The organism is Enterococcus sp. DIV0561 (assembly GCF_050539875.1).
GTDB lineage: Bacteria > Bacillota > Bacilli > Lactobacillales > Enterococcaceae > Enterococcus > Enterococcus faecalis.
This window is the reverse complement of record NZ_CP172927.1, coordinates 2,484,176-2,497,508: the sequence shown is the minus strand read 5'-3', so window position 1 is coordinate 2,497,508 and position 13,333 is coordinate 2,484,176. Positions and strand designations below refer to the sequence as shown.

Genomic DNA, 13,333 nt, shown 5'->3' with positions numbered 1-13,333 from the left:
ACAGGATGACCTCTAAAAACCATGCTATACTAATACGGAATAGTATAGGAGGTGGGTCTGTATGAAAGACGGACTATATTGGGTACAACAATTAAAAGAACAGAAAGTAAGTCGCACAGAACTCTTAAAGGATATTGAGAAAAAAGTCCAAAAGTTAAATCCAAAGATCAATGGCTTTGTAACTTTTGATAGCCAAGAAGCAGAAGCAACTTATCAAAAAAATAAACAGCAGGACACACTATTTGCTGGTTTGCCATTTCCATTGAAAATGTTAGGCCAAGAAAAAGCGGGGTGGTCAGCAACGGCCGGCTCGCAACTTTTTAAAAATAGTACTGCAACAACGACCTCTAACTTTGTCAAACAAGCAGAAACGATTGGTTTGATGCCCTTAGGACAAACCAACGCCCCAGAGTTTGGCTTTAAAAATATTACGGATCCTGCGCTTTACGGGCCAGCCCGCAATCCTTGGAACCTGGAACATTCGCCAGGCGGTTCCAGTGGCGGCGCTGCCGCAGTTGTCGCTAGCGGGATTGTTCCTATCGCCGGCGCTAGTGATGGCGGTGGCTCCATCCGAATTCCCGCCTCTTTTAGTGGCTTAATTGGCTTAAAACCTAGCCGTGGCTCCATGCCTGTCGGCCCAGAAGGCTGGCGAGGCTGGCAAGGTGCCTCGATTGACTTTGCGTTGACTATTTCTATGAGAGACACCAAAGCATTATTTTATGGCCTACGTGGTAGCCACAGTGGCGCCCCCTACCAAGCGCCCTTGGCAGAATGGCAAACACACCCTAAAAAACAACGGCTAAAAATTGCTCTGTGCACCGCTTCGCCTATCGGCTCACTGATTTCGCCAGAAGCAACACAAGCGGCGAAACAAGCGGCTGATTTTCTGGCAGCCGCTGGCCATGAAATCATTGAGATTCCTTATCCAGTCGATGGTGCAGCGCTGATTCGCTCCTATTATCAAATGAACGGCGCAGAAACTACAGCGATGATGAATAGCATTCAACAGGGGCTCGGGCGCCCAATTCGTAAAGAAGAAATCGAACCTTTTTCATGGACCATGCATCAATTTGGCCAAAAGATTCCAGCAGCCACCTATGTTCATTCATTACAGTTGTGGGATCAAGCAGCAGTAACGATGGAAGAACTTTTCCAAAAATTTGATCTGTTTTTATCACCAACAACGGCTTTTTCAGCACCAAAAATTAACGAAGATTTGCAAAGTGAGCACATTCGTCAACGAATGGCGCAAGCAGCAGAATTAACAGAAGCAGAATTAGCTGAATTAATCTATGATTATTTTGATAAAAGTTTACAGCTAACACCGTATACTCAACTAGCGAACTTGACAGGACAACCAGCCATCAGCTTGCCCACACATGTGACGGCAACGGGGTTACCCTTAGGCATTCAATTGCTGGCTGCTCGTGGACGTGAAGATCTCTTATTCCAAGTAGGCGAACAGTTTGAGCAAGAAGGCAAATTTAAATTACCAGAAAGTTATCGCTAAATAGGGTGTTATTGTGACCAAATTTCAGATAAAATAGACACAAGACAAAAAACTGAGGTGGAAAAATGCTGTACGTAGTGAGACATGGTGAAACAGATTATAATGTGGCCCGTAGAATTTGTGGTCATGCGGAAGCGCAATTGACCGAAAAAGGCTATCAACAAGCGGAATTGGTAGCTGAAAAAATTGCCAAACAAGGAATTCAAATCGACCGTTTACTGGCGTCGCCTTTAAAACGGGCGCAAGAAACAGCACGTAAAATTGCGGAACGAAATCAATTGACGATTGAAACAGAACCACGTTTAATTGAGATGAATTTTGGCATTTATGATGGTGAACCGATTGAAACAACGGCTTTCCAGGAAAATCGTTCTGAGATTTCCTTGCCATTTCCAGAAGGGGAATCAGTCTTAGATGTCGCGGGCCGAATTTATCCCTTGATTGAGGAAGCCTTGGCTTCAGAGGAAACTTACCTATTTGTTTGCCACAATGCGGTTATGCGAGTCATTGATAACTACTTCAATGGTAAAAAAATCCAAGATTTCTTGGACTTTCATTGTGAAAATACACAACTTGTACAATACGGAGAATAAAAATCAAGTCTTTAATCTTTTGGTTAAAGACTTGATTTTTTTATGGTAAATAAGAAACCGCTTCCGTTTTAATGTATAATAAATTAACTTTTGGATCAAAAAAGAAATGGGGAAAAGACTATGAGAATTGATAATATTCATCAAGCGTTAAAAAAGTTTCACGTACAAAATCCAAGTAGCAAAGCAACCTTGTTGCCCGCAACGGCTTCGCAATTAAGTCAGGCCTCTGGCTATACCCGAACCGCTGTTAGTGAAGAGCTTTCAGAATTAGTGAGAAAAGACCAAGTCGTTAAAGTTAAATCAAGACCAGTGTTATTTTTTGATAAAGACTACTTAGAGGAACAGTTTCCTTTTTTTAAAAGTAGCACGTGTTACGATTCCCTCGCTTCGCTGCAAGAGGACATTTATCAACAGACAGAACAGATACATAAGAAAAAGCAGCTACTGAAAATGAATCCATTTGCGAACGTAATTGGTTTTGATGGGAGCTTAGCAGACGCCATCAAGAAGTTGAAAGCCGCTATTTTATATCCGCCTAATGGCTTGAATATTTTACTTACTGGAGAATCTGGAGTTGGGAAAACCTTAATTGCAGAACAATTACACCAATTTTATCAAGTTAAAATGAACCAAGAAGTTCCATTCATTTATTTTAATTGTGCAGAATATTTCAACAATCCAGAATTATTAACTTCTCATCTGTTTGGCTATAAAAAAGGCAGTTTTACTGGTGCCGTCAATGACCAAAAAGGCTTAGTGGAGTTGGCAGATGGTGGTTTTTTATTTTTAGATGAAGTCCATCGATTAACGAGCGAAGGTCAAGAAAAATTGTTTACAGTTTTGGATAAAGGGTATTTTACACGGATGGGTGAAGCCGAAAAACAAAGAAATGTATCGATAAAATTTATTTTTGCAACAACCGAAGCAGTCAATCAACATTTTTTGAAAACGTTTTTAAGAAGGATCCCTGTGACATTAGCTATTCCAGCTTTAGCCGAGCGCTCTATGAAAGAAAAAATTCAATTGATTTTGTCCTTTTTCTTAGAAGAAAGTCAACGGATTCAAAAGAATATCCATATTCGTTATGAGGCGTTGGAACAATTAACGTTTACTCATTTTGAAGCCAACGTTGGCGAATTGAAAGCGGCGATTCAATTTATGAGCGCACAAGCCTATTTAGAGGTGTTCGATCAATTAACGGAAACTATTTGCATTGAAGCAAACGAGGGGACAGTCAAAGAGCAACCTGATGTAGAAAGTCTGCTGGCTTTTAATGAGTGGATACCTAACGATGGCCTCACGATTCAATACAACCATTTTTATTTAAGCAGTCAAGAGTTACTCAAATCGGAAAGTCTGAAAAATGATCGTTTTTATAATTTTCTATTGAAAGAATATGCGGATTTGAAAAAATTAACACTTTCGACAGAGGATGCGCTAGCAATCATGCAAAACAAAGTCGAGCAACTTTATGATATGGACATTTTTGCTCAAGAACCGCTAGCCTTAGAGGCCATTGACGAAACATTGCAGCCAAAAATTCAAGAAGCCATTGTCTTTTTTGAACAACTAATCCAAGAAAAATTGACAGAGGATTTCCAGAATATTTTAATTGTCCACCTTTATTCTGCTGTTTTTTATTCTGCACAAATGAATGAAACATTTTATTCAGATACCAAAAATATCTATTCTGGCAAAGTAACCCAGTATCAAGCTGCTAAGACCATGGTGGACTTTTTACAAACGCTGTTTGGGATTTCTTTTGCTGATACGGAAATCCTCTTTTTCGATCTATTTATTCGTAAAGTCACAGCTAAAAAAAGAGCGCACTCAGTCGAAGAAAACTGTGGCGTTATCGTCGTTGCTCATGGTACCGCGACGGCCAGCAGTATGGTTGAGTACACCAACCTTCTGTTCTCAACAACTGTCATGCGTGCAGTTGATATGCCGATTAATCAATCAGTGGAAGAAACATTAGAAAAAGTCCGTACAATTGTAAAGCAAAATCAGTATAAAAAAATTATTTTAATGGTGGACATCGGTTCCTTGGTTTACTTTGGTAATGCTATCAGTCAAACGTTTCAAATGGAAGTGCTGCTAATTAGCAATATCAATCTCTTAACATTGCTAGAAGTGGCCCGAGAAGTCATTTATGAATCGACGGCGTTTGAGTATCTATTACCAGTCTTAAAAGAAAAAAATCATCGCGCCTTGATTTGCAGTAAAGGTCGCTTCAACGAGGCAAAAGTTCTCATTATTTCCTGTCTAACTGGTATGGGGACTGCTATTAAAATTGAACAGTTGTTACTAAAAACTTTTCCTAATGAATTACTAACGAATGTACGCATCATTACTTTAGAGAAAAGAGAAGTGGAAGACATTGATCGCTTGCATTCTTTTGTTCGGAAAGAAGAGAAAATCGTTGGCATCATTGGCACCGTAAAGACAGAAGTGCCAGATATTCCGTTTATTTCTTTGCAAGATTTACTATCGAAGCGGGGCATTCAGCTAGTTTTCGAATTATTAGGCCATCATTTAGAAGAAAAACAAAACCAAGAGTTACTAAAGAAAGTTTCAGCTAAATATATTCAAGGATTATCAATCGAAGCTATTACAGACTTACTAACAGTTTTGAATCCGACAACCATTTCAATCGAATTAGCTAAGATTTATTCAGACATTTGCTTGCAAACCAAAATAAAAAGTGACGAAAAGATTTTACTTCGTTTTATCATTCATTGTGCTTGTATGTTAGAACGGCAATTGCTAAATCCAGAATATGACCCGACAGCTTATGAAGTGTCATACCGAGAGTTGCCAGAAGCAGTATCTGTCATAAAAATGGCGTTTCGACCGATTGAAGTGTCCTATAATTTGTTGATTCCACCTTTGGAAGTGCGTTATATTTATGAATTGCTCTTTGAAAAGGCTTAATTCAAACGGAAATGAAAGTTGGCACACTTATTGCTTTTAATAAAATGATTAATTAGCAAAGGAGTTTGTTTATGGAAAATGAACCAATTTTACTTTTAACACACAATGGTTGGGGCTTGGAATTAGTCAAAAGCGTCCAGATGATTGTTGGAGAAGTTACAAATGTACATGAAGTTGCATTACAAGCAGAGGATTCACTGGGGGATTATTTAGAACGAGTCACAGAAAAAATTGAACAATTAACGTGGCACAACCAGCTGCTAATTTTAACAGATGTTAAAGGCGGCACACCTAGTAACGTTGCATTGCGTTTATCAAAAGATTATGACCTCCTGATTGTGTCCGGACTATGCACATCGTTATTATTAGAATCCGTCATGAAACAAAGTGGTCCTGGGTTTCGTTTACAAGACGCAGAAATGATTCAACAAGCAGCAGTAGACAGTTGTCAAATTTTAGAAATTCCAAAATAAGAAAGTACAGGTGAACAGAATGTCAAAAATCGTATTAACAAGAGTCGATAGTCGTTTAATCCATGGACAAGTAGTGACTAAATGGTTACAACAATCAGGTGCAAATGAAATTTTGGTAGTGAGTGATGAACTAGAGCAAGATGAATTTTTACAAAGTATTTATTTAATGGCAGCGCCTCCAGGGGTTTCTGTAGTAATTAAAGGGATTGAAAATGCCAAAGAATATTGGGAATCGCAAGAAAAGGAAGAGAAAAAGGTGTTATTTTTAGTGCCAGATTTAACGACCTTAAAAGCGATGGTGGACCAAGAAATTATTAAAGAGGAGATTCAAGTTGGTGGCTTAGGTGGCGGACCAAATCGGAAAAATGTTTTAAAAAATATCAATTTATCTGAAGAAGATGTTGCAATTTTGACTGAACTTTTAACGAAGGGCATCCATGTTTTCTTCCAAGCGATTCCCGAAGAAAATCCCCTACCAATTCAAAAATTAATTGAAAAATATCAATCACTATAATCAGAGAAAAAGGAGAGAATCATATGGGCGTTTTAGGTGTTTCAATTATTATGGGACTTTATTATTGGTTTGCACGTTTGCGTTTTGGGTACACATTTTCAGGCATGCTGTCTCAGCCATTAGGTGCAGCATTGGTGGCTGGTTTAGCAACAGGAAAACTTAGTGAAGCAATGGTTGTGGGGGCGGGGATTCAACTTGTTTATCTCGGAGTCACCTCTACACCGGGCGGCAATGTGCCTAGTGATCCGGCTTTAGCTTCAGCAATTGCGATTCCAATTGCTTTAGGTGTGGGAATGAATGCCGAGGCGGCTGTTGCACTAGCTGTTCCTTTTGGTGTGTTAGGCGTCTTTATGGATCAATTACGGCGGACCATCAATGCGACGTGGGTGCATATGGCTGATAAATATGCAGAAGAGTTAAATTATGGGGGGATTTACCGAGCTGCGTTTGTTTATCCAGCTTTAGCGGGATTTTTAATTCGCTTTCCGTTGGTTTTTGCGGCGAACTTTTTTGGTCAATCTGTGGTGAATAAAGTCTTAGAAGTTATCCCAGCATGGTTGATGCACGGCTTTGAAGTAATGGGTGGTATTTTACCAGCGTTAGGATTCGCCTTAACAATTATGGTAATTGGCAAGAAAAATTTGATTCCTTATTTTTTAATTGGTTTTGTTGCAGTAGTATATTTTGGCGCAGAAGTTATGGCCGTCGCTATTTTAGGAATCTGTATTGCCTTTTTAGTTAGAAATAAGGCATTGAGTGAGGAGGCAGCATAATGGAACAAATGACACAAGCAAATGAACAACAATTGGAACAGAAAAAAATTACTAAAAAAGAATTATCCAAAGCCTTTTGGATTTATCAACTAGGCTGTGAGTTATCCAATTCTTATGAACGTCTCCAAAGTTTAGTTTTTTGTGCATCGATGATTCCTGCAATTAAAAAACTTTACGCAGACGATGAAGAACAACAAAGAGAAGCTCTGAAACGTCATTTGAATTTTTTTAATACTGAAGGAACAGTAGGGGCTTCAATTCAAGGGATTGCAATTGCTATGGAGGAAGAAAAATCCAATGGTGCAGCGATCTCTGATACGGCGATCACATCGATTAAAACTGGGTTGATGGGTCCGCTGGCTGGGATTGGCGATTCGATTATTTGGGCAGCATTAATGCCGTTAATCATTTCCATTTTTATTCCAATGGCTAAAGGAGGTAACGTGATTGGAAGTATCGGTCCGTTGGTTCTGTACACAGCCATTACGTTATACATCAGTTGGACATTAGTGAATAAGTCCTATACATTAGGGCGTAATTCAATCTTAAGTTTGTTAAAAGACGGCAAAATTAAGCAAGTCATTTATTCAGCAAATGTTTTAGGAATGATGATGATGGGCGCTTTAAGTGCGAGTTATGTTAAAATTGCTAGCCCGATGACGTTTAAAGTTACTGGCGGTGCCACGATTGTTTTACAAGATATTCTAGATCAAATTATGAAAGGGTTACTTCCTTTAGCAGCAGTCATGGCTATTTATTTCTTCATGGTAAAGAAAGGCCCACGTTACGGTATCATTATCGGCACGATTGTCTTAGTTAGTTTGGTCACTTCATTCTTTGGTTTGTTATAAAGGAGAAAATAATGAATAGTTACGAAAAATTCCACTTAAAAGAAGTCATTAATGCTTCTGGGAAAATGACCATTCTAGGTGTCTCCAAAGTTTCGGAGGCAGTCCTAGCAGCTCAACGATTCGGCGGCGAACATTTCTTTGAAATGAGTGAACTTAGTGTGCAAACAGGGGCCTTTTTAGCCAACTTGTTGAAGGTAGAAGATACCCAAATCGTTTCCTCGGCTTCAGCGGGGATTGCCCAAGCGGTGGCTGCCCTGATTGGAAAAGGCAGCTTGTACCACTCGTATCATCCCTATACAGAAAAAATTGAACAGCGAGAGATTATTTTACCTAAAGGGCACAACGTGGACTACTGCACGCCTGTAGAAGTCATGGTAGCGCAAGGCGGAGGCCAAGTAGTGGAAGCTGGCTACGCCAACATGTGCAGTCCAGAACACGTGGAAATGATGATTTCCGAAAAAACAGCGGCCATTCTATACATCAAAAGCCATCATACCGTGCAAAAAAGTATGCTGACGGTGGCCGAAGCGGCCAAAGTGGCGCAACGCCACAAGGTGCCGCTAATTGTTGACGCGGCAGCAGAAGAAGATCTTTTCAAATACACTGAAGCAGGCGCTGATTTGGTGATTTACAGCGGCGCCAAAGCCATTGAAGGGCCAAGTGCCGGTTTAGTGGTCGGGAAAAAAGAATACATTGACTGGGTGCGCCTACAAGGCAAAGGCATTGGTCGAGCAATGAAAATTGGCAAAGACAATATCCTGGGCTTTACGCAAGCAGTGGAAGAATACTTGGCGCATGGCAGTGAATCAGGGGCTTCGATGCAAGAACGCTTAAAACCGTTTGTTGAAGCTATCAACAACTTGTCAGATTTAACCGCCAAAATCGTCCAAGATGGCGCCGGACGAGACATTTATCGCGCCAGTGTCAAAGTGGACGGCAGAAAAACCGCCAAGGAAGTCATCCAAGCGTTAAAAGCAGAAAGTCCGGCCATTTATACGCGTGAATATCAAGCCAACAATGGCATCATTGAATTTGACATTCGTTCTGTCAATCAAGAAGAAATGAACAAAATCGTGCAACGATTACAAGAAATTATGGACACAAAGGAGAAATAAGCCATGTCATTAAAACCTAATTATTTAGAAGAACGCATTTGTTTAAACGTCTTAGCCAATTCAGTAGAAAATGCCCAAGCCTGTTATGAAGCAGCAGAAGGGCATGTTGTGCTAGGCGTCCTTTCAAAAAACTATGAAACCGATGAAGCAGCCATTGACGATATGAAAAAATACCAAGCAGCAACCAACAACGCTTTATCTGTCGGCTTAGGGGCTGGCGATCCTAATCAAAGTCAAATGGTGGCTCGCTTATCAGAAGTTCTACAACCGCAACACGTGAACCAAGTCTTCACAGGTGTCGGCGCTTCGCGGGCCTTACTTCGTCAAGACGAAACAGTGATTAATGGCTTGGTGTCACCCACAGGCAAAGTTGGCTATGTTAATATTGCGACAGGTCCGTTAAGCTCGGGTGCGCCAGCGGCAGAAGTACCTATCGAAACTGCCATCAAATTGTTGAAAGACATGGGAGGCAGTTCTATTAAATATTTCCCAATGAAAGGCTTGGCTCACAAAGAAGAATACCAAGCAGTAGCAGCAGCTTGTGCCAAGTATGACTTTTATTTAGAACCAACAGGGGGCATTGATTTAGAAAACTTTGAAGAAATTGTTCAAATTGCGGTGGATGCTGGCGTTAAAAAAATCATTCCTCATGTTTACAGCTCAATTATCGATCAAGAAACAGGGGACACTAGAACAGAAGACGTGAAAACGTTACTAACCATGATGAAAAACACATTGAATAAGTAAAGGGCCAATCTTTAGTTGACTTTCTCCACCAGATTTGCTACTCTCAAGTGGAGAATAAATAAAAACCAACAAACGAATGTGGGGTATTTTGGTGAGTGTCGTAGGTATCTAATTGATAAGTTGAATAACCAGTGAACCAAGCAAGGTTTATTTGGTGTGCTTAGAAAGTGATACCTGTCAGTCATCTCAATTACTAAATACCTCATTTAAAAGAGGTTTCTTTAGTAACCTTTATCCAACGATAAAGAGGACAGCGGTAGAACGCTGTCCTCTTTTTCTGTAGAAACTGGTTTTTATTTAAAGGCGCCAGGTATTCTTTTCGCGATAGAAAGGAAGAAAAAAACAAATGAATCATGAAACCATTCAAAAATTACAATTTACAACAATTCTTAAAGAAGTTCAAACACGTGCGATTGGCGAGTATAGTAAAGAACGGTTGGCGAAAATGGTCCCTGCAACACGTTTAGAAACAGTGCAGTCCCGCTTAACGGAAACAACTGAGGCCCGCTTAATTATTGATAGCGGACAACACGTCCCTTTCATGGGCTTGAGTCAAATTACCCGCTTGCTTCAACAAGTGAAAAAAGGCTTAATCCTTACACCAAACGAATTGATTGAGGTGGCTGACTTTTTAAGAAGTAGTCAGCGAATCCAGAAGTTTTTTGAAAAAAATCAATACCAAACACCACGCCTATTTAGTTACAGTCAGCACTTAGCTGACTTCAGAGCAATCGAAGAACAAATTTATACGAAAATCCATAACCAAAAAGTCGCCACCGATGCTTCCCGTCAACTTCGGAAAATTCGGCGTCAAATCAATGAATGCCAACAAGACATTGAAACAAAAGTCACCAAATTTTTACGTAATAAAAATAATCAACTGTATATTCAAGAAAATATGATGGTGAAAAAAGGGGAACATTACACGGTACCAATCAAAGCTAGCTATAAAAATAAGGTTTCAGGCACAATCATTGAGCAATCCAATAAAGGACAAACGGTCTTTATTGAACCTGTAGCAATTAGTAAATTAAATGAACAATTGACACTCTTAAAAGCGGAAGAAACAGCGGAAGAATATCAAATTTTGGCGGAACTAACTGGGTTAATTAATGAGCAAGAACGACTTGTCGATCAAGCCGTCGATACAATGACCACCTTAGATATTATTTTTGCACGAGGAAAGTATAGTCGCGAAATTGGTGGGATCACGCCAAAAGTAAACAAAGAAGAACGCTTGCGCATTGTTCAAGGAAAACATCCACTTTTATTAGAACACGCAGTACCATTGACGTTTTCTTTAGGAGCAGAGTATCGAGGACTTGTCATTACAGGCGCTAATGCTGGTGGTAAAACGGTTGTCTTAAAAACGGTGGGCTTATTGACTGTCATGACACAATTGGGTTGCAAATTCCAGCACAAGCGGGCACAGAGATTCCAGTATTAGATGAAATTTTTGTCGATATTGGTGATCAGCAAAATCTGGAAAATGCGTTAAGCACTTTTTCTGGGCACATGAAAAATATTGCGGAAATGTTGCGTAACGTTAAGCGACACACACTTGTTTTATTAGATGAAATTGGCAGTGGCACCGAGCCAAACGAAGGAGCTGGCTTAGCGATTGCGATCATGGAAACGATGTATCAAAAGGGTGCCTTGGTAGTTGCGACGACCCATTATGGTGAAATTAAACGTTTTGCCCAAGAACATGATGATTTTGTGCCCGCCGCAATGGCCTTCGATCGTGAAACATTAACGCCCAAATATCAATTGAAAATTGGTGAAGTTGGCGATAGTCAGGCGCTTTGGATTGCACGTAAAATGAAGATGGAGCCACAGCTCATTGAAAAGGCGGCTCATTATATTCAGCGGAAAGAATACCCTACTAATCGAAGTCTATTTAAACCCCTGAAAGCAAAAGAAACGACCTTTGCTACGTTTGTAGAAGAAACAGACCGTTATCAAAAAGGTGATCGTGTCCTATTGACAGAAACACAACAAATTGGGTTGGTTTTTACAGATGAGGGTGAACAAGAAATCCAAGTATTTGTGAATGATAAAATTGAAAATGTACCACGAAGACGGTTGAAATTACAAGCGAAAGCACAAGATCTATATCCGCAAGACTATGATTTAGAAAGTTTATTTACAGATTTCCATGAACGAAAGAAACTCAAAGATATTGAACGCGGCTCAAAAAAAGCGCAGAAACAATTACGCAAAGAGGCCGAAAAAAGAGCAGCAAGACGCGACAAATAAGGAACTTAACAGAAGCAACACAACAACTTAACACTTTGTTTACTTGTTATTTATCAGAAATCAACTAAGACTTGTTATAGTCAATGTATGGGTAGATATGAAGGAGGAAACAAGGAAATGAAGAAAAGAGCTTTGCTAGGGGTTACCTTATTAACATTCACAACATTAGCGGGTTGTACAAATTTATCTGAACAGAAAAGCGGCGAAAAACAAACAGAGGTTGCTGAAGCGAAGGCAAGTGAATCCGAAAAAGCACCAGTAAAAAATGTTATTTTTATGATTGGAGATGGCATGGGGAATCCGTATACAACGGGCTATCGCTATTTCAAAGCCAATCACTCAGACAAGCGTGTTCCCCAAACAGCTTTTGATACCTATTTAGTTGGGCAGCAAGCCACTTATCCAGAAGATGAAGAAGAGAATGTCACCGATTCAGCATCCGCAGCGACAGCGATGGCTGCCGGAGTAAAAACCTATAATAATGCTATAGCACTCGATAATGACAAGTCCAAAACAGAAACAGTGCTGGAACGTGCGAAAAAAGTGGGGAAATCAACGGGGCTTGTAGCAACATCTGAAATAACACATGCAACCCCTGCTGCATATGGCGCACATAATGTTTCACGCAAAAATATGGCAGAAATCGCCGATGACTATTTTGATGATCAAATCGACGGACAACACAAAGTCGATGTGTTACTTGGCGGCGGCTCCGAATTATTTGCGCGGAAAGATCGTGATTTAGTCAAAGAATTTTCCCAAGCGGGTTATGGTCATGTCACAGATAAAAAGTCGTTAAATGAGAACCAAGACGACAAAATTTTAGGCTTGTTTGCACCAGGCGGGCTACCTAAAATGATTGACCGAACGGAAGAAGTTCCTTCATTAGCTGATATGACAGAAGCGGCTCTTCAACGGTTAGATAAAAATGAAAAAGGCTTCTTTTTAATGGTTGAAGGTAGCCAAATTGATTGGGCCGGGCATAGCAATGATATTGTTGGCGCGATGAGCGAAATGCAAGACTTCGAAGCGGCGTTTGAAAAGGCCATCGATTTTGCCAAAAAAGATGGTGAAACATTGGTGGTTACAACTGCAGATCATTCTACTGGTGGTTTGTCTTTAGGTAAAGGCGATCAATACAATTGGTTGACGGAGCCTTTACATGCGGCAAAACGCACGCCTGATTTCATGGCAGAAGAAATTATTAAAAATGGTAATGTGGAAAAAACAGTGACTGAGTATATTGATTTTCAATTAAGTGAGGCTGAATTGAAAGCAGTGAAAACAGCGGCGGAGTCAAAAGATGTTGAAAAAATCGCTCAGGCATTAAGAAAGATTTTTGATGAACGTTCGAATACTGGTTGGACTACTGGCGGACACACGGGAGAAGATGTAAATGTCTATGCTTATGGCCCACAAGTAGAAGCTTTTTCAGGACAAATTGATAATACAGACCAAGCAAAGATTATTTTTGGCTTAGTAGATGGCACCGGGCAAAAAGCTGAGATTAAAGACAAAGGTATTGGCAAATAACAAAATAAAGAAAAAGCAGAACTTCTATACG

10 protein-coding genes and 1 pseudogene are annotated in these 13,333 nt (G+C 40.0%); all 11 read left to right on the top strand.

Annotated elements, in window-relative coordinates:
- Nucleotides 1-61: 61 nt before the first annotated feature.
- The 11 genes and pseudogenes from IGM13_RS11960 to IGM13_RS11910 all read left to right on the top strand — a co-directional run bounded on the left by IGM13_RS11960 (nucleotide 62) and on the right by IGM13_RS11910 (nucleotide 13,302).
- The gene (locus IGM13_RS11960) at nucleotides 62-1,510 is read left to right on the top strand and encodes an amidase (RefSeq protein ID WP_002409223.1); all 1,449 of its coding nucleotides are present in this window, start codon (nucleotides 62-64) and stop codon (nucleotides 1,508-1,510) included.
- A 65-nt stretch (nucleotides 1,511-1,575) separates the two neighbouring features.
- Nucleotides 1,576-2,103 (top strand): histidine phosphatase family protein, encoded by a 528-nt coding sequence (locus IGM13_RS11955; RefSeq protein WP_002359138.1) that lies wholly within the window; start codon nucleotides 1,576-1,578, stop codon nucleotides 2,101-2,103.
- 120 nt (nucleotides 2,104-2,223) lie between these two features.
- Nucleotides 2,224-5,037, top strand: a complete 2,814-nt coding sequence (locus tag IGM13_RS11950; RefSeq protein ID WP_025188645.1) for a sigma 54-interacting transcriptional regulator — start codon at nucleotides 2,224-2,226, stop codon at nucleotides 5,035-5,037.
- 71 nt (nucleotides 5,038-5,108) lie between these two features.
- Nucleotides 5,109-5,510: a PTS sugar transporter subunit IIA gene (locus tag IGM13_RS11945; RefSeq protein WP_002367343.1), complete on the top strand. Its 402-nt coding sequence runs from the start codon at nucleotides 5,109-5,111 to the stop codon at nucleotides 5,508-5,510.
- Between the two features lie 19 nt (nucleotides 5,511-5,529).
- Nucleotides 5,530-6,024 carry a PTS system mannose/fructose/N-acetylgalactosamine-transporter subunit IIB gene (locus IGM13_RS11940; RefSeq protein ID WP_002368351.1) on the top strand — a complete coding sequence of 165 codons (495 nt, stop codon included), beginning with the start codon at nucleotides 5,530-5,532 and terminating at the stop codon, nucleotides 6,022-6,024.
- A 23-nt stretch (nucleotides 6,025-6,047) separates the two neighbouring features.
- Entirely contained in the window at nucleotides 6,048-6,797 is a 750-nt protein-coding gene (locus IGM13_RS11935) for a PTS mannose/fructose/sorbose/N-acetylgalactosamine transporter subunit IIC (protein ID WP_002355079.1), read from the top strand.
- Entirely contained in the window at nucleotides 6,797-7,648 is an 852-nt protein-coding gene (locus tag IGM13_RS11930; RefSeq protein WP_002359140.1) for a PTS system mannose/fructose/sorbose family transporter subunit IID, read from the top strand. The genes IGM13_RS11935 and IGM13_RS11930 overlap by 1 nt, the downstream gene beginning before the upstream one ends.
- Before the next feature lie 11 nt (nucleotides 7,649-7,659).
- The gene (locus IGM13_RS11925; protein WP_086269746.1) at nucleotides 7,660-8,763 is read left to right on the top strand and encodes a DgaE family pyridoxal phosphate-dependent ammonia lyase; all 1,104 of its coding nucleotides are present in this window, start codon (nucleotides 7,660-7,662) and stop codon (nucleotides 8,761-8,763) included.
- Between the two features lie 3 nt (nucleotides 8,764-8,766).
- Nucleotides 8,767-9,510 carry a 2-dehydro-3-deoxy-phosphogluconate aldolase gene (dagF, locus tag IGM13_RS11920; protein ID WP_002361094.1) on the top strand — a complete coding sequence of 248 codons (744 nt, stop codon included), beginning with the start codon at nucleotides 8,767-8,769 and terminating at the stop codon, nucleotides 9,508-9,510.
- A 346-nt stretch (nucleotides 9,511-9,856) separates the two neighbouring features.
- Nucleotides 9,857-11,769: pseudogene (locus IGM13_RS11915) on the top strand (endonuclease MutS2).
- Nucleotides 11,770-11,856: 87 nt separating this feature from the next.
- A complete protein-coding gene (locus IGM13_RS11910) occupies nucleotides 11,857-13,302 on the top strand; it encodes an alkaline phosphatase (RefSeq protein ID WP_179188574.1) in 1,446 nt (481 codons plus the stop codon).
- The last annotated feature ends 31 nt before the right edge of the window (nucleotides 13,303-13,333 follow it).